General features: G+C 48.4%; 11 protein-coding genes. 7 read left to right on the plus strand and 4 right to left on the minus strand.

Translation table 11 applies throughout. From position 1 onward, the window contains the following. Positions 1–55: 55 nt before the first annotated feature. Together NI461_RS07045 and NI461_RS07050 are read right to left on the minus strand one after the other, a co-directional pair. Complete coding sequence (locus NI461_RS07045; RefSeq protein ID WP_151207431.1) at positions 56–4,171, minus strand: UvrD-helicase domain-containing protein; 4,116 nt, start codon at positions 4,169–4,171, stop codon at positions 56–58. Between the two features lie 2 nt (positions 4,172–4,173). Beyond that, positions 4,174–7,881: an exodeoxyribonuclease V subunit gamma gene (locus NI461_RS07050; protein ID WP_151207380.1), complete on the minus strand. Its 3,708-nt coding sequence runs from the start codon at positions 7,879–7,881 to the stop codon at positions 4,174–4,176. A gap of 180 nt (positions 7,882–8,061) precedes the next feature. On the opposite strand from NI461_RS07050, the gene NI461_RS07055 reads away from it, so the two are divergent. Continuing rightward, positions 8,062–8,565, plus strand: coding sequence for a hypothetical protein (locus NI461_RS07055; protein WP_151205391.1), 504 nt, complete (start codon positions 8,062–8,064; stop codon positions 8,563–8,565). Between the two features lie 49 nt (positions 8,566–8,614). Here the strand turns inward: NI461_RS07055 and NI461_RS07060 are convergent, their stop codons facing one another. Continuing rightward, positions 8,615–10,042 carry a phosphate--AMP phosphotransferase gene (locus NI461_RS07060; protein WP_151207382.1) on the minus strand — a complete coding sequence of 476 codons (1,428 nt, stop codon included), beginning with the start codon at positions 10,040–10,042 and terminating at the stop codon, positions 8,615–8,617. A gap of 206 nt (positions 10,043–10,248) precedes the next feature. Here NI461_RS07060 and NI461_RS07065 point away from each other — a divergent pair, with 206 nt between their 5' ends. The 6 genes from NI461_RS07065 to NI461_RS07090 all read left to right on the plus strand — a co-directional run bounded on the left by NI461_RS07065 (position 10,249) and on the right by NI461_RS07090 (position 16,518). Beyond that, entirely contained in the window at positions 10,249–10,953 is a 705-nt protein-coding gene (locus NI461_RS07065) for a hypothetical protein (RefSeq protein ID WP_151207384.1), read from the plus strand. A 255-nt stretch (positions 10,954–11,208) separates the two neighbouring features. Then, positions 11,209–12,153 (plus strand): bifunctional demethylmenaquinone methyltransferase/2-methoxy-6-polyprenyl-1,4-benzoquinol methylase UbiE, encoded by a 945-nt coding sequence (gene ubiE, locus NI461_RS07070; protein ID WP_151207386.1) that lies wholly within the window; start codon positions 11,209–11,211, stop codon positions 12,151–12,153. A 12-nt stretch (positions 12,154–12,165) separates the two neighbouring features. Then, entirely contained in the window at positions 12,166–12,843 is a 678-nt protein-coding gene (locus NI461_RS07075; RefSeq protein WP_151207388.1) for an SCP2 domain-containing protein, read from the plus strand. Positions 12,844–12,855: 12 nt separating this feature from the next. Beyond that, a complete protein-coding gene (locus NI461_RS07080) occupies positions 12,856–14,475 on the plus strand; it encodes an AarF/UbiB family protein (protein ID WP_151207390.1) in 1,620 nt (539 codons plus the stop codon). Between the two features lie 587 nt (positions 14,476–15,062). Further along, positions 15,063–16,139 (plus strand): patatin-like phospholipase family protein, encoded by a 1,077-nt coding sequence (locus NI461_RS07085; protein ID WP_151207392.1) that lies wholly within the window; start codon positions 15,063–15,065, stop codon positions 16,137–16,139. A gap of 61 nt (positions 16,140–16,200) precedes the next feature. Beyond that, on the plus strand, positions 16,201–16,518 hold the full coding sequence (locus NI461_RS07090; protein ID WP_151205673.1) for a hypothetical protein: 318 nt from the start codon (positions 16,201–16,203) through the stop codon (positions 16,516–16,518). Positions 16,519–16,573: 55 nt separating this feature from the next. Here NI461_RS07090 and NI461_RS07095 read toward each other — a convergent pair whose 3' ends face one another. Beyond that, complete coding sequence (locus tag NI461_RS07095) at positions 16,574–18,922, minus strand: Tex family protein (RefSeq protein WP_253156868.1); 2,349 nt, start codon at positions 18,920–18,922, stop codon at positions 16,574–16,576. Positions 18,923–19,126 lie beyond the last annotated feature (204 nt).

Genomic DNA, 19,126 nt, shown 5'->3' on the forward strand with positions numbered 1-19,126 from the left:
TTATCCACAGGCTAGTTTTCTGTTTAAGCTGTATAAATTTTCCAAAATCGCTACCTTAAGCCCGTTTTTGCTGTTCAAAGTAACCCAGAATTTGATCCAGTTTTAACAGGAATTCTATGTCCGGTTGCCAATGATAAGCTCCCTGTCCGGCCTGACCATTCATTCCTCGCAGATACAGATAAGTCGCTCCCCCCAGATGCTGCTGTATAGCATAATCCTGCATATTGGCTGACAGATAACGGTGCAACGCCACCAGATATAAAGCGGCCTGCAACCAGTAACTGGACTGGCTCATATTCTGCTGAATGGCTTCTGCCGCGTAATGTTGCTGGTCTGGCCCCAGAAAGTTACTTTTATAGTCCGCAATATGATAGCGCTGGCCATCAAAATACACCAAGTCAATTGAGCCGGTCAGATAGCGGGCCGATTTGGCCTCATTGAACTCGCTCATGACAATGCCCTGTTCGGCAAACAGCTGATGAATCTGGCGGATTTGCAAAGGTGCATCGGTCAAGGAAAGATAAAATGGAAATTCTGACAAATACGCCTTTGCCTGCAACTGCTCCAAGGCAAAATCAGCCTGTAGGGGGGTCGACAGGATTTCCTTAACCCAACCATGCATCAGATTCAGTACCATATCTTCCAGAACTTCCTCCATCAAGGCATGAAAGGCATCCTGAAAAACAACCTCAACATTTACCGGCACGGTTGAAGCCGCTGCACTCAGCTGTGCAAGTTCCTGCTCAAAAAACTGAATAAAAGGCTCATCATCCAGCTCGGAAAAACAGGGCTGGAACTGACCGAGAAAAGCTAAAAATCCGGCCTGTTGCAAATGCTGTACCGACTTGAAAAACAACTGCAATTCCTGTCGGTAGCTGTCACGCTGGCCATGCAGGCGAATACCGGTCAGAATCTTATAGTTCAGACTGGAAAGTACACGGTGCATACTCTGTTGCAGGGTATCTGCCGAAAACTCCGAGTGCTGCGCGACCTGAGTCAACAAGGTCTTTAGATTCACACAAGCATGCTGATAATCCTGTGCAAACGCCTGCTCCAGCAAAGCTCGCAGCTGAAATGCCTGCAGGAATTTTTCTTTGAGTTCCTGCCAGATCTGCGGTGCCGTGTTTTTAAAACGGCGACGCATTTCCAGATTCCAGTAGCTGCGATCCTGAAAGTCAAGATGCTCAAAAATGCTGTGCAGGAAAGTTCCGGCAACGGTGCCCTTGGGAAAATTCAGCTTGAGCCAGTCCAGTGGCTCCTGAGCCAGCTGATCCAGATGGTTAATCTCTATTTCATCGGCCGCACTGTCGACGACTTCTGCATGGTTCACCAGATCATCCTGGAGCACAGCAGGTCGAAGCTGATGCTGGGCCAAAGCGGTAAAGCTGGTCCGGCTGCGGGGATAAAAGTGCCGCTGCGGCAAAGCCTGTGCCTGCATTTCAGGCGGCGTTTGCTGCTGCGCCAGAATACGGACGGGTTCCTGACTTAAGGGCTGCTCGATCAGGCTGTAAGGATGCTGAAAAGCAGCCTCGCCCTGTCCACGCCAGAACGCCAGACCTGCCTCAGTCTGTCCGCTTTGATCTTGCAATAGGGCATAGACCCGATGGCTGGCCCGGGTCAGCGCAACATACCAGAGCCGGTGATTCTCTGCAGCATTACGCACAGCATTTTGCTGAATGGCCTGTGCATGCAAATCCTTGTGATTGACCCTAATAACCCGGGACTGTTCCAGTATATTGTCCTGACCTGCAGTCGCAAGCGAAAAATTCAGGTTTCCTTTATGCATATCAGTCGCGGCATCCGCGCCTAGCAAAAAGACCACCTTAAACTCCAGTCCCTTGGAGGCATGAATGGTCATTAACTGAACCCCATGATCTCCCGACAGCTTGCGTTCTTTTTCATTGTCTTTGCCGGAAGGAGACTGCAACTGGCGCAAATACCAGTGATACAGCTTTTGTGCCCCCTGATAATATTCACTCTGCTGACACAGTATGTCGGTCAGATGGCGGACATTTACCACCACCCGCTCATTGTCCAGACTCTGACTGGCCACCAGATTGGTCCAGACCTGAAACAGGTTCAGCGCATACGTCCAGGCCGTAAGAAAGCCTTTCTCGAACCACATCTCCCGAATACTGTCCAGATCGGCAATATAGCGATTTAAACCCTCGCTCTGCTGTTGCAGGTCAATCAGTTTTTTCAGATTAAATCCCAGCAGCCGGGTCAAGAGTGCGCGTTTGACTTTGGCCTCATTAAACGGGTCCATGATGGCGGTTAAAACCGCAGCAATATCCTGGGCAATCGGGCTGGCAAAAACACTTTGTCTGGATTCCTTATAGCAGGGAATTCCCATACGCTGCAGACGCTGCTTGACCTGCTCCAGCGGAAAGTGACCAAAAGACAGCACGGCAATGTCATCAGCGGACAGTGGCTGTAGCGGGTCCTGCTGAAAATAAAGCTGCTTCTGTGCCGAGCGATTCAGCAATTCCCTAATTTTCCAGACCACCTGATCGGCTTCTACATCCTGTTCTCCCAGCTGAATCCAGCGCAAGGGATGCGGATTTTCCAGCTGGTTTTCAACCAGCGCCGGATGAGGACGGCTACCCGCCTGAATCAGGGTATAGTGCACCTGCTCACCAAAATCCATCTGGCATTGAAATAGCGCATCGACCACCTCAACCAGCGGTTTCACCGAGCGGTGGTTTTGCATCAGGGTGTAAATCCGGCCCTGCTTTTGCAGCACATCCGCACGTGCCTGGTTATAGGTCAGCATGTCTCCGCCGCGGAAACCATAAATCGCCTGTTTCGGGTCGCCGACCATGATCATGCAGCCGGCCTGCACCCGTTTGGCATCACGCCAGATTTTGGCCAGCAGATCATCCTGATCCTGGTTGGTATCCTGAAATTCATCGACCAGAATCAGCGGATAACGCGCCTGTACACATTCGGCAAAGCGCTGGCCCTGCTGTCCTTGTAAGGCTTCGGCTAGCGTGCGAATTTGCTGGGAAAAAGTGGTTTCCCCCTGTTTCTGCAAGGTTTGCGGTAAACGGGTCTGCACGCTCTGAATCAGATGAAATTCCAGATATTGGGTCAATTGCTTGAGCTGCTGATCCAGCTTCTGCTTGATGTCACATAAATGATCAATCGCCACAATCAGGCGACTTTGCAGAATCTGCTGCTGTTCTGCTTCCGGACAGCTTTTGTTAAAGACCTGCGTACTGGGCTGAAAGTCGGTTTTCTTGCGGCGCAAATAGCATAATTCTAACAATACCTGCGCAAGCTCGGGATCAAAAAAGCTCAGTGCCCCTTGGGTCTGGACTGCTGCCATCCACGTCATAAAATTTTCACATATACTTGTTAACTTGGTGAAAAAACTCTTATGAAAATACTTCGGTGTGTCCTGACAATAGCGGCGCAATAACGCCAGATCATCTTCATGGATGCTGAGCAGACCTCCCACACAATCTTCAAGCTCGGCCAGATCCCACTTGACTGCTTCAAGTTTTTGAAAATGTTGGGCCTTAAAATTCAGGGCATCCCGCACCAGCCCCATATAATGCTCTGCCGGTTTTAGCAGGTTCTGTAAATAGAGATGATTGATGAGATATTGTGGCTGCTGCTGAATCCATTCCCTTAACCCGTCATGCAACAGTTGCTGGATATAAGCATCCTGATCTTCCGTCAGCTCTGCACGTTCAATCTTGCCGCTTTCAAAGGCAAATTCACGTAATAGCTTCTGGCTAAAACTGTCCAGCGTTCCAACAAACAACTCATCCAGCTGGTTCAATACCAGACGCAAGCGGCGCCGGGCATAGTCCATCCGTGAACCATAATCTTTCAAGACTTGCTGGAACAGCGGATCATTTTCACGTTCCAGTTGAGCAGCCAGCTGAACCGAATTCAGCTGCTGATGGCGCTGAATATAAGCTAAGGTTTCTTCGACTCTTAAGCGCACCCGGTTTTTCAGTTCAGCGGTGGCCTTACGGGTAAAGGTGGTTGCTATCACCTGATGCGGATAATACTGGTCCAGAAAAATCCGCACCATCAAACTGGATAAAGTATAGGTTTTCCCTGTCCCCGCCGAAGCCTCAATCCAGTGGAGGCCATGAAAACGCATATCCTGAATTGGATTGGTCGAAACACTCTGCTTCTGGTTTTCTGACAGCAACATGTTCATTTTACCCACTCCAGATGGTCATGAATGGGCGCATACAGGGCATGAGCAAAATGATGACAGCACGTTTCCAGAGCCTGATCCGGGTCCTGATCCTGCAATATAAACTGCCAGTCCTGATGCAGCTGGTTAGATTCATCACTGGTCAAAGGCCTGCTACTTTCATAACGATTATTCCAACCGTTCAGCAATTCCTGCATTTCGACAATCGTCATCTGCCCGTGTTCATTTTCAGCCCACTTCCAGTTTTTTTTCATCAATAATTCAGCTGGCAAAACCAGCGGCTGTTTTTGTCCAATTTCCCAAGCTTTAAACCAGAACTGTAAATACTCACGTGCCTTACTCGAACTTAGCCCGGAAAATTTCAGGGTTTTATCGCTGAAAATGACAATACGTTCCATCGCCGGGGCGCGCGCATCATCATGAATAAAAGCCAGCCACAGCAGATATTCCAGCCAAACCTGTGCCCGGCGTTTTTCCGATGCCGAAGAAGATTGCATACTGAGCCAATAGGCACTGTGCGCCACTTGCGGTACGGTAATATTTAACAAAATTTCAGAACTCAACTTCCAGGTCTGCTGAGTTACCGGGGTCAGCTCTTTATCCAGCTCAAGCAGGCGCTGCTGCAATCGCTGTTGCTCCTGCTGGCTACTCAGCCAGGTAGCCTGACGGGTTTTGCCGACCGGCAAACGATCCAGCATTAGCTCCGGCTCGATCTCCTGTTCTTGCTGTAACAGAAAATCCCGGACCTGATACTGTTCCAGTTTATTCAATAATAAAGGCTCTCTGGCACTCGGCAAGTCGGCATATTTGACACTAAAAATCCCGACACTTTTTAAAAATAGGCGTGCGGGGAAAATCATGTCCCGAATCCACTCCTCGCCTTTGAGCACCCGAACTTCCTGAGGCTCCAGCGCAGGATAGTGCGCATTGATCCAGCTGCTGCGCTGGCCGGCAGCGTTACGGATATATTTTGCTACAGCAAACCACTGGTCCTGAAAGCGCGGTGTGCTGGCCACGGTAAATCCGGCCGGGTCAAAAGGCTGTAAAGGATGGACATGATACAGCTGCCGGATATGCTTGGCCACAGTCAGGCCATTGAGTTCCACCATAGCATCGACTTCAGCATCCGGCTGCTCTGACTCACAGATCAGGCCAATATGCTGGATCAGCTCCTGCAAGGCCATGGATGGATCACGCGCTTCACCATCATCTACATCGAAGCCATTATAAAATAGCCATAAATTTTCCTGTGCCAGTAACAAGGCATCTAAAAAAGCTCCCTGCTCATCATCCAGACGTGAGCGGTCGCCAAGCTGCGGCTTGAGCATGCTCATCAGGTCAAAAGGCACTTTCTGATGCCGGCCCGGAAACTTGCCGCTATCCAGATTCAGCATGACCACCAGTTTATAAGGCAAGGGGCGGATTTGACCGATCTGGCTAAAAGTAATCTGCCCGCTGGGTTCTGCCTGCTCCAGCTGCATGTCGAGCGTATTCTGGATTTCTTCCAGTACATACGGCAGCGGCAGACTGAGCGCGACCAGTTCCTGACTGGCATATAAATCATCCTGATCGTGATAATCCGCCAAGGTCAGCATCCGCAGCTGCTTGTCAATAATTTCGGCCACGGTTTTCAGGGCGTCTACCCCCGCCTCCCGAAATTCATTCAGATCATTCCATAAATATTCCAGCCAGGTTTTCACCGGCGTACGCTGCCCTTGCTCATGCAGCATCAGCCAGTCCCGACGCTGCACTAGATCCTGATAAATCTGAATAAGCGTTGCAATTAAAGGGAAATCACTGCTTAACACCTGAGCATAGCTCAAGGTGTCCTGAAACAGGCGATGCTCGGGCATTGCCATACCCAAAGCCAGACGGTCTAGAGCGAATTTAAAACTGTAACGGTAATCTTCATCCCCACTGCTCAGGCTTTGCTGTAAATGCTGCTGGTCCAGCCCACGCTTAAAGCCAGCCTCAGCGAGCAGCTGCAACATGCGCTCGACCTGACTATAGTCCAGTGCATAACGCTGCTGGGTAGCGTTCAAGCTCAGCCAGTCGGCAAAATCTTCAATACTAAAACGCTGATGCACCAGCTGAATCCGGCCTAAGACTGCGCGCCAGGCATTGCTGACATCCAGACGCGATACACCGGCAATCTGGATCGGTAAATACAGGCTGTCTTTTTGCAGTCTGGTACTGCCTGGCTCACGTTCGCGCGGTGGTGGCGCAAACACACTACGAATCGCGGGTTCCAGTTCTTTCAGATTAGGAGCCAGCACCAGAATATCACTCGGTTGGCGCGGCTTTTCTTCCGTCCCCTGAGCCAGCCAATGAATCATCTGCTCTTTCAGAACTTCCAGCTGGCGCAAGGAAGAATGACAGACATGAATTTGTAGTGAATCATCTTCAGGTTTGAGCGGATACTGATGTTTTTCAGGTTCCAGCAGATACAGGATATCGGACTGTAACTTGGCCAATAAGCAATCTTGATATTCATCCACAAAGGCATCCGCCCAAAGCCCCTCTTCGCCCGAGGACAGTTTGGACAGAAGTGAGAAGTGATCGCGGGCCTGCTTGCCAAAACGGGTCAGCAAGGGATGACGGGACTCACGGTCTTCGGCATTGAAATTCAACTGAAATGCATTAAAAAAATGCTGGATTTCTTCATCACTTGGCTTGTGTCCCCGGCTCTGCTCATATTTACGGATAAAGCGTTCCTGCACGCCGAGGTCATAACGCGCCTTCCAGTCGGGGTCAACACTATCAGCCCAGTATTCCTGTGAAGGGTTAAAATGGAAAATATAAATATCAATGTATTGGCCCAGACGGCGCAAGAAATCCAGCTGGCCTGGCGGCAGTTCCAGCAAACTAAAGACCACCACTTGAGCGGGCAAACGCTTCAATACCTCAGCCTGAGATTCCGGATTTTCCAGCCGTTCCCAGTATAGCCGCTCAATGTCCAGAATCTTGGCATAATCCTCCTGAAACACATGCTGCCATAACCAGCGCTGCCAGGCTTCCAGCTCACGTGCCTGGATTTTGACAAAATCCCCGACTGGAATGACCTGCCCGTTTTCATCCTTTGGCATATAGATCATCTGTTCAACGTCCAGGGCAATATCCTGTCCCCAGGCCTGCAACCAGTTCGTCGGGCAGCTGCATTGCTGGGGAGGACAGCCACGTGTGCAATAACCGCGATAGTCCATATAATGGCTAAACAGACGCGATACCTGTTCGGCCACCCAGTACAACATGCTCTGCTTTTTCAGCTGTTTTTCGGTGCCCTGCTCCAGACGGTCAGCACTGTCATAGATCCGCTTGATAATCGAATACAGCGGATGGTCTACGTCCAAACATATCTCAGCGGGTAAAATATATTTACGTAGAGCCTGAAACATCCGCCACTTGATGATAATCCGGGGAATGTTGGCCTCACGCACCTGTTCAACTTCCTTAGGACTGTTCAGCACCCACTGATAGGAACTCCATTGAAAGGCACGAATGCGGTGATGAAACTGGGTATTGGCACTGATCCCCTTTTTTTCGGCAATTTTCTGGGTCAGCCAGGCTTCCACCGCCGGTGATGGCACAATAAAATGTCGCGGCTGTAACACCTCGAACGGATTTTGTGCTGCCTGATTGACAATACGCAGCATACTATCCAAAAGTACATCAATACGTTGACTCTGAATAACATGAATTGCCATGGCTTCCCCTGAATATAAAAAAATGCAGCCTTAGTACAAAACAATAAAGATTATTTACTATACTTCGCGACTGGTCTATGCGACTTTAAAACCCATATTTTGCTCAAAAATTTCTTTGAAAAAAGCATCTTATTGATGTTTGAATAGAAAAAAACAACATACAGCTTTAAGGTAGCCCCCATGAAATTAGATAAAATTCCTGACCGTATTGATCCGAGCCTCGATCTGGACCGGATCCGCAATGAATGTTTAGAGATCGTCAAAAAACGCGCCTACTGTTCGGCCGGTGCAGCCGTAATTCCCGTTCCATTTCTGGATGTGGTGATTGATGTCGGTATCTTGTCGCAACTGATTCCCGAGATCAATGCTCGTTTCGGCCTGGCACCCGATCAGATCAGTGTCTATGATGCTAAAACCCGTCAAGTCCACTGGCAGGAACTACGTAAACGCGGAGTTGAGTTTTCCGGTCTGGTGGTGGCACGGACCGCGGTCAAAAAATCGTTGAATAATGTTGCAGCGAAAGTGATCACAAAGCAAGTCACAAAATTCATCCCCTTGGGTGGTCAACTGGTTGCGGCCAGCTTGGGTTATCTCATCATGAAGAAAATTGCGGAAGCACATGTCAACGACTGTTATCGTACTGCTAAAAATATCCAGCAAAAACAGATTGCTCAAAATAAATAAAATGAAGAGTGAGAAAGAGCAAGGATTATTTCCCTGCCCACCTACAACTTCAGGCAGACGATTCTGCCTGAAGTTGTTTTAAAATGGCCTTTAAGACTTCGATCCGAGCGGTGTTTTTATCGTCAGTGGCAATAATATGCCAAGGCGCAAGTTCGGTTGAAGTCCGCTCAAACATGTCTGCAGCGGCTTTCAGATAGTTTTCCCATTGCTCCCGGTTACGCCAGTCTTCTTCGGTAATTTTAAAACGTTTATGCGGAGTTTCTTCACGTGCCTTGAAACGCGCCGCCTGCTCTTCTTTGGAAATGGCCAGCCAGATTTTGATAATGACAGTCTGATGTTCGACCAGACTCTGTTCAAAGTGGTTAATTTCCCCATAGGCCCGTTGCCACTCAACCGCACTGGCCAAACCCTCCACCCGCTCGACCAGTACCCGGCCATACCAGGAACGATCCAGAATACAGATATCATCATCGGTTTGTAACTTGGTCCAGAAACGCCATAAATATGGACGGCTGAGTTCATATTTTTCTGGTGCCGCGATGGTATAAATTTCATACTCACGTGGATCAAGTTTTTTCACAATCCGCTTGATGGCCCCGCCTTTACCGGCTGCATCTATACCCTCAAACAGGATCAGGACATTGCGCGGATCATCACGTAAGGCACTGGCAACCCTGGAAGTCAGCTTTTTAAGTTCTGGCTTATAATCTTCCGCTTCGGCAAGGCGTTGCTCAGGTGATTTTAACCGCTCTGGAGTTTTAGCTTGCTGCCATCTGCCGGGGGCTCTCTTCGGGTGCGCCGGACAATTCTTTAAAGCATTCAAAATGGCCTGGGCAAACTGCTGATCACGCTGTTTTTCATCTGCACCGTCAATAATCAGCCAGTCATCGCTAAAGCGCTGGCGCAGCTCCTGCACAGTGTCATATTGCTTCTTGTTACGCCAGTCCAGTCCATGCAATTTATGCCAGCGCAACTCGCTGGGCTCAATCTGATCCAGACGGGCTTGCAACACCTGCCACGACAGGTCAATCCAGATTTTGACCACATCCACGTGATTGTTTTTCAGATCCTGTTCAAAAGCGCGCATCTCATCAATATAAGCATCAAATTTGGCCTCACTGATGGGCTGTGTCGGCTGCATTGCCGTACTAATCAGGTCGCTATACCAGGTACCAAACATCACCATAAGCTGACCTTCCGCCGGAATAAAGCGTACATAAGGCTGCCAGAAAGGTTGTTTGTTATGCAGCATCAAGGGTCGGTCTGCTTTTACCCCTAGATAACGCGGATCGACCCACTCACGCAGCTGTTTGACTGCCTCCCCTTTACCGGCCAGCTCTATCCCATTCACCAGGACCAGTACACTTTTGGCATTCTTTCCGCCTTGGGTATTTTTTAAATTGTATTGTGCATCAATCAGCTGGAGGGATAACTGGTCTTCATCCATAAGCTGAAAAGGCGATTGTTCTAAATCCATACTGAGCCCTTTTCTCTTCTTCTTGTAGGCAGTATAACGGGGAACTTTTCCACTCAAACAGGGCCAGCAACGTTTTTCACACGATTAGTTTGATTGTTTAAACAGCGAATTGACCTGTAAATCAGGTTTCATTGGTCAATTTGTCATGGCGAGATCCTTCAACACCCTCTAAGATTCTGACATCGTAAAAAAATATCTGAACTATCATGTCCAAACTTGCCGCACTTGATGAGTTATTAGAACGTTATGATCAGCTGAGCTACCATCGTCAGTCCGAAATTTTAAGCCGCTTACAGGATGTACAGGCATGGCAGAAAACCCGGATGCAGCATAGCCATCAAACCCATTTTTCAGCAAAGCAGAACCAGCTGATGGCCGACTATTTTCTCAACCGGCTTTATGGCGGACCGGACTTTGATGCGCTGGCCACACAAATTAAACGCCTGATGAAATATGCCCATAAAGCTGAAAAAGTTATTCCGGAAAATGCCATTAAAACTGGTACATTGGGGGTTGAACTGGCGATTCTGGCGGTGCAACTAGATGAGCAGGTGGCCATCCAGCTGTTGAAAGACTATCCGGCGGATACCCCGCTGAATGATGAGATGATGCGATTGGCTTATATAAAGCTGGATCAGGCACAGGCGCGTTTAAAACAGCTGGAACTGCTGGACCAGCTGGGTCATAGCCTGGATAAATACATGCGCTCCTTTATGGTCTATACGGCCTTTAAAATGTGTAAAGGTGCAGCAAATAAATATAATTTTCAGGTCATGTATGAATTTATGCAGGAAGGTTTCCTGGCCATGAAACCGTTAAAGTCCGCTGAACAGTTTGTCCGTGACTTTACCCAAGGCGAACGTCATATCATTGACCGGGTGCATGCTGGCGATCTGCGGCCCTTTCAATAAGCGTTATTTTTCACCAGATCAAGCAGCACTGAGACTTGCCTGCCCTCGGACTAAAAGTCATCCTTTTGCCCAGAGCAGGCCGTCATCCTACAAGAAGATAGCGTGATCATGCACCCGAAAGATTTCAGCTGACTTGCTCATTTTTCTGTATATTATTCATAACAATTGCATGATGAATGCTGAATAACATCTTAGAATCTGTCATTATGCAGTCAATATAAGATTAACCCGATGACTATGTTAGGAGTGACTCCCATGTCGAATGAAAATCCAACACCTGCCCCTACCCCCGAGTCGGCACAACAGACAGACAAAGTGAGTCCATTCTTAACTGAAACTCTTCCTCAAGGCACCCCGCAAGGTCAGCAACAATCCCTCGAACAACGCCTGACCGATACCCCGGTGACCTCAACAGTACCTAAGTACAATCTGCCACGCGGCGCCAATACCGGCAATGTCGGTTCGACCACGCACTTTGGTTATCAGACTGTCAACAGTGATGAAAAAGCCCAGAAAGTGGCGGAAGTCTTCCATTCGGTTGCCAGCAAATACGACATCATGAATGACCTGATGTCTTTTGGTATTCACCGTCTGTGGAAACGTTTTGCAATTAATATGTCGGGGGTACGCCGTGGTCAGCATGTGCTGGATATTGCAGGCGGTACGGGTGATCTGGCTAAAGTTTTCAGCCGCGAGGTTGGCCCAACCGGCCATGTAGTACTCTCTGATATTAATGAATCCATGCTGAATGTTGGCCGTGACCGTCTGATCGATGCCGGCTGTACCAATGTCGACTTTGTTCTGGCCAATGCTGAAACTCTGGAACCCTTTGCAGACAACAGCTTTGATCTGCTGACCATTTCATTTGGTCTGCGTAACGTGACTGACAAAGATGCAGCACTGGCAGCGATGTACCGCGTGCTTAAGCCAGGCGGCCGTCTGTTGATTCTGGAGTTTTCTAAACCAGTCTTTGAGCCATTTTCAAAACTGTATGACCTGTATTCATTCACCGCTTTACCGATCATGGGTAAAATCGTGGCAAATGATTCAGAAAGTTATAAATACCTTGCTGAATCAATTCGCATGCATCCAGACCAGCGCACCCTGAAAGGCATGATGGAAAATGCCGGCTTCCAGAACTGTGATTACCACAACCTGACTGGCGGTATTGTGGCCGTTCACCGTGGTTTCAAACTCTAAGAGGCTATGCCAATGTGGTCAATTCTCGCCCTAGGGGCAATTGAACGCGTGATTCATCAGATGATTGATCTGGATGGCATTACTCGCATTCAGACCAATGCGCTAGCCGGTAAAATGCTGCGTGTGGTCATTGCATCACCACAGCTTTCGGTAGATGTATGCTTTGATGAAGGCAAGGTTCGCTTAGAAGCCACTGCAACCGGACATGCTGAACAGCCTTCTATTTTTGAGCAGCGCCCTTTTGACGCGCAAACGTCTAGCCTCGTAGAGGCAACAGCGACGCTAAACGTCAAGAATATGGTGGAACTGTTCAGCCTGTTGGTATCCGATGACATCGGCAATATTCCGCTACAGGGCGACTATAAACTTCTGCAGGAAATCCAGCGCATCATACAGCAGGCGGAACCTGATCTCGCTGCTCACCTGAGCCCCTGGATTGGCCCGACTCTGGCCCATGAGCTGGGTAAACTGCAACTAGCGCCCCAATATGTCAAACGCGCCTTGCAGAGCAAGCTATTCTTTGCTGAAGACACATTAAAAGAAGACAGTGGTTTATTTGCTCCACGCTGGCAAATGGATGACTTAAATCAGGATACCCGTATCCTGAACCAGAATTTAGATCGCGTTGAAGCCAGGATTCGCCAGCTTCAACAGCAGATTGATGCTCCACATAACTCTACATCCGACTAGGTACACCGCTTTATGATTCCGCATGTTTCACGTTTACGCGAACTTTGGCGCATCGCCGCGCACTATAGACTCGACACGTTGTTTCCTGCGGAAGAGCTTCCAGAAAAAGCCCGGCATGTCCTGTCAATCATCCGCATGCATCCGGCGGCCTGGTCCAGCAAGGAGCGTAAAAATCCGCTCAAGCTGAAACTGGCACTGGAAGAAATGGGGCCTCTGGCGATCAAGCTCGGTCAGCTACTGTCAACCCGCCGTGACCTGATTCCGCCTGAAGTCTTGCAACAACTGGTTTTACTGCAGGATCGGGTCAAGCCTTTTGATAATGAAGTCGCCAAGATGCGGATTCAGGAGTCCTTAAAGGCGGATGTAAATACCCTGTTCGCCCGTTTTGATATCCAGCCACTGGCAGCTGCCTCGATTGCACAGGTCCATACCGCTGCCCTGCATGATGGCCGTGAAGTCATCGTCAAGGTTACCCGCCCCAATATCCGCCAGCAGATTTTACAGGATTTTGAGATTTTGCAATGGCTCGGCGATGCACTGGAAAAGCGTCTCGAAGCAGCACGTGCCTTGCATCTGTCCGAAATTATTCAGGACTATCGCCAGATTATTTTAAATGAGCTGGATCTGACGCTGGAAGCTGACAACACCCGCCGCATGCGGCATTATTTTACTGGCTCCAGCATGATGTACGTGCCTGAAGTCTATATGGATAGTAAAGATGTGCTGGTGGCGGAGCGCATTACCGGGGTACCGATTTCAGATATTGCGACCTTTGACCGGTTGGGCATGGACCGTGCTGATCTGGCACGTAAAGGCCTGACCATCTTCTTTACTCAAGTCTTTCGCGATAACTTTTTCCATGCCGACATGCATCCGGGCAATGTCTTTGTCGAAACCATCAATCCGAGCAATCCGCGCTTTATCGCCCTGGACTGTGCGATTATGGGCGAGCTGTCCAAGCATGACCAGATGACCGTGGCGCGCATGCTGCTAGCCGTCATGAATAGTGACTTTATGCAGCTGATCCAGATTGTACATCAGGCAGACTGGATTCCACCGGGTACTGATCAGGATGCGCTAGCCCGTGAAATGCGCCGTACTGTGGGTCCAATGGTGTCCAAGCCAATGCATGAGCTGGACTTTGCCGGTATTCTGATTGAAGTCATGGATATTGCACGCCGTTTCCATCTGGAAATTCCACCACAGCTGATGCTGCTGTTAAAAACGCTGGTACATGTGGAAGGTCTGGGTACCGATCTGTATCCGGAACTGGATATCTGGAGTCTGGCCAAACCGATCCTGACAGACTGGATCAAGGCCCAGATGAATCCGCAGAAAAATCTGAAAGAACTCGGTCAAAAAATTCCGGATCTGCTGTTAGGCGCACAGGATTTACCGACCCTGATGATCGACAGCCTGAATGGTCTGAAAAACCAGTCGGCCTGGCATGCCAAACAGCTCAATGAATTGCAAAGTATGCGCCTGCAAATGGAACTTCAGCAAAAACGTAGCTGGATGTTTGGCAGTATCATGGCCATTCTGCTGTCGATTGCGATTATTTCACCATGGTTTGTGTCGGTGCTTCTGATTGTGCTAGCGAGTGTTCTGGCAGTCTGGCGAATTTCGAAATAATTTTTTAAATAGCCTGATTCGTCAGGCTTTTTTATGCTTAAATTATTGAAAAAATAAAACAAGAATATCCAAATGAAATATAGTTTTTTATGGGCATTGTATCGCCAGAATAGACAAAAAACCTTTCTCACTGCACTACTTTACAGCTTCCCGACATGGAGAGAGATTTTTTCTATCTCAACCAAACAGCCCATTGGCTTGCATGGTCCCCTGCTGCCAATACCACATTCTACCGCCTGATTCATAGTGACTATTTCTGGCTCATTGTCAGCTTTAACCTGCTTCCGTTGTTATTTCTATTCTGTCTACGACAAACACAGCTAATACTAGCTTTAAAAATATGGATAGGTATTGCAGGCTGTTTATTTCTAATTCAGGCTTTTTACTGGCCAAGCTATCCTATAACCACGCTTTTGATTATGTCATTTAACCTGCGTTTTTTACATTGACGCAATCAAGAACTCATGCAGACTGAGATTAGCCCGATACCATGACTGCAAAGTCACCTTAGGGTATATCTTGCCATTGGGTCCTAGCAGTAGAGACTTAAAATAAGCCCTCACTGGTCGAACATGGGTTGAACCTCTATGCAGATTTTACAAAAACATGCGCCTGCCCTGAAAATCCGCGCTGGGCATCAGGCACGTGAGCTGATTCTGAAAGAAGGTTTGCAACCCGAACAGGTCGATATTGTGCCAGGTGCTGCAGGTGGACCGAAAGGTCTCGGCATTCAGGGGCTGGATCAGGCGATTTTTGGTGAGTTTTTTTCACGGGCACCACAGCGTAGAACCTTGGTCGGTTCATCTATTGGCAGCTGGCGTTTTGCCAGTGTAGCTGCCTGGGGAGCCAAAGCAGGCACTGAGCGTCTTGCAGAACTCTATACCCATCTCTATTTTCACAAGAAAATGACCCGTCAGGAGATCAGTGACATTTGTCGAGGCATGCTGCTAGAGCTGGTCCAAGGCAAAGAAGCCGATCTGGTCAATCATCCGGACTATCATCTGACTGTCTTGTCGATTAAAGCCCAGCATATTTTCCAGAGTGACAAAGCCTTGCCCCTGCTGGCTTCTGTGGCTGGAATTGTTGGCACAACGGCGGTCGCACGCAGGCATAGCCGTCATTTTATGCAACGTGTGATTAGCCAGCCAAATCTTGGAGAACAGTTTAAAATTGCCGATGATGGATTTACCACCCACTATCATACGCTGACTGAACAGAGTGTGTTGCCCTGGCTGATGGCATCTGCCTCCATTCCGGGGGTGATGGCAGCGGTGAATAATATTCCAGATGCACCGCAAGGCTATTATCGCGATGGTGGCCTGATTGATTATCACATTGACCTGCCTTTCCAAAGCAAGGGGATTGTGCTGTATCCACATTTTACCGACAGTATTACGCCGGGCTGGTTCGATAAACTGTTTAAACGTACTGCACATCCGGAAAATCAGGCTCGTACCTTGCTGATTTCACCCTCTCAGGAATATCTGCAAAGTTTACCGCTCGGCCGTCTGCCAGATCGTAAAGATTTCAGCTTAAAAGGTTTGGACCAAGCTCAGCGGATTCAGCTGTGGAAACAATGTATTGTTGAAAGTCAGCGACTTGGAGATGAATTTCTAGAACTGGTGGAAAAGCAGAATTTTGCCGCTGTGATCCAAAACTTGTAATGGTCACGGTCTGCCCAAATTATTTGTATAATTACTTTAATTTTTTGAACTGTTGAGATTTATGCAGAAGTTTTTAGTGGTCCTGCAATATGCCTGTTTGGCTTTTGGTCTTTATCTGATTTATAGCGTTAGCATGTCGTTATACACCCAGCAGTTTGAGCTGATGGAACTGGTGGCTGATATTGGTACGATTCTGATCTGTATTGATCTGGGCGTATTTTTATTTACCAGTCGCGGTAAACAAAGCATTAGCATGGAAGAGTATGCCAAACAGCTGGAACAGCCGCCATCCAAGCTGGTCTATGTGACCCGAAAGCTGGGCCATCTCGGTATTTTATTGATTATTACCAGCTGGATTGTACCGATGGTTAATTCATAACAATGTTCCAATAAAAAAACCTCCCGATGGGGAGGTTTTTTGTCAAACTTAAAGGTTACTTCGAACCTTTAATTCCGGCTTGTAATAACAGCGCACCCAAACCACCGATCTTTTGCTCTTGTGGTTTAGCCGCTTGCGGTTTCTTGCCCTGAGGACGCTCAGCTTGCGGACGTGCATGCTGTGGACGTTTGCCTTGTGGCTTACGCTCACCGCGCTGCTCATTGTCACGGCGTGGCTGGCGTGGTGCTTTTGGCGCTTCAGAACCTTCAGGACGCATCGACAGATTCACACGGTTACGTTCAGCATCTACATTTAACACACGGACCTGAACAATCTGACCGGGCTTCACCACCTTGTGCGGATCTGCAACAAATTTATTGGCAAGTTCAGAAATGTGTACCAAACCATCCTGATGTACGCCAACATCAACGAAAGCACCAAAGTTGGTCACATTCGTCACCACACCTTCAAGCTGCATGCCTTCCGTCAATTGCGCCACTTCAGTAATATCATCACGGAATTTAGCAGTGCGGAACTCTGGACGCGGGTCACGACCCGGTTTTTCCAGCTCAGCCAGCACATCCTGAATAGTCAGCAGACCAAACTGCTCATCGACAAATTCTTCTGCATTAATTTGACGAATGATTTCAGTATTACCAATGATGTCTTTGACAGTTGTTGCTTTTGCTTCCACCATCTTGCTGACCAGCGCATAAGATTCAGGGTGAACCGCAGAAGCATCTAATGGTTCTGAACCCTGCTGAATACGCAAGAAACCAGCCGCCTGTTCAAACGTGCGCTCGCCCAGACGTGGCACTTGTTTTAGAGACTGACGGTTATCAAAACGGCCATTTTCCTTACGGAATTCTACAATTTGCTGGGCAATGGATTTGTTCAGCCCTGCGATATAGCCCAGAATGGCCGCAGATGCCGTGTTGACATCTACGCCCACCGAGTTCACACAGTCCTCAACTACGGCTTCCAGCGTTTTGGCCAAGCCGGTCTGGTTGACGTCATGTTGATACTGTCCCACACCAATTGATTTAGGATCGATTTTTACCAGTTCGGCTAAAGGATCTTGCAAACGGCGTGCAATCGACACTGCGCCACGAATGGTCACGTCCAGATCAGGAAGTTCTTGAGCTGCCAGCTCAGAAGCTGAATACACCGATGCACCTGCTTCAGAAACTGATACGCGAGTCAGTTTCAAGTCGCTATTCGCTGCCATCATTTCAGCAACCAAGGCTTCGGTTTCACGGCTGGCTGTACCATTGCCAATTGCAATCAGGTCAACATTGAACTCACGGCATAAACGCGCCAGCTCTGTTAATGAACCTTCTTTATCTTCTTTTGGTGCAAATGGATAGATCGTGCTATGTGCCAGTACATCACCAGACTCATTTACAACGGCCAGTTTTACACCCGTACGGATGCCAGGGTCGACACCTAATGTGGTACGTGCACCTGCCGGAGCGGAAAGCAGCAGATGACGCAGGTTTTCAGCAAACACCTGCATGGCTTCAGCTTCAGCTGCCAGACGTTTTTCAGTCAGCAATGAGTGCTCAATAGTGGGGCGAACTTTACCGAGCCAGAACAGTTTGGCTGTTTGTTTCAGGAAGTCCTGACGGGCTGGTGGCTGAATCTGGTCCAGATTGTACTCGGTTTCAATACGTGCCAAAGGCGCATCATCTTCACCGTCGACCTTAAGACCCAGGACATTCTCTTGGCGGCCACGCAACATCGCCAGTAAACGATGGGAAGGCACTTTATTCAGGCTTTCAGAGAAATCGAAGTAGTCACGGAATTTTTTACCGACTTCTTTTTTCTCATCCGAGGCGACCAGACTTTTCAATACGGCAGTTTGCGCAAACATGGCTTTCAATTCAGCCGTCAGCGCAACATTTTGTGCCCAGTCATCAATCAGAATATGCTGGATTGCATCCAGCTGACTTTCCGTATCCGGATAATCTGCATGGCTAAAACCGGCCAGTGCTTCCGCAGGATCAAGCTCCTCTGTAAAGATGCGCTCTGCAACAGGACCTAAACCGGCTTCTTTGGCCTTAAACGACTTACTGGTGCGTTTTGGACGGTATGGCGCGTAAATTTCTTCCAAGGCATTTTTGGTTTCAGCCGCATTTACCCGTGCCAGCAAATCATCAGATAATTTCTCTTGTTCTTTGAGTGATTCAATGACCTTTTCACGGCGTTCATACAAATCACGCAAATACGCTAAACGTGTATCGAGCTGGCGTAATTGTGTATCGTCCAGGCCCTGCGTTACTTCTTTACGGTAACGTGCAATAAAAGGAACACTGGCACCCTCATCAATGAGTTTGATGGCAGCTTCGACTTGATTTGGACGCACGGCAAGCTCTTTTGCCAACTGCTGAACTAAGTCAGTCATCGTGTTTGATCCCACAAGGATAAGTACTAAATGGCATGATTATAAAGACCAAGACTATAAAATCCACAACTGTTTTCATTAATTTATGCAATAGCCATCTCAAGCAGTGCTGCATTTTCTGCTTTTCCTGATAAAGTTTGCATGAACTTTGTTTTTTATCTGGAGTCCAAGCGCATTTTTTTTCAATTTAGATGTATATATTTG

It is taken from the genome of Acinetobacter sp. S4400-12, from assembly GCF_024129495.1.
Classification (GTDB): domain Bacteria; phylum Pseudomonadota; class Gammaproteobacteria; order Pseudomonadales; family Moraxellaceae; genus Acinetobacter; species Acinetobacter lwoffii_C.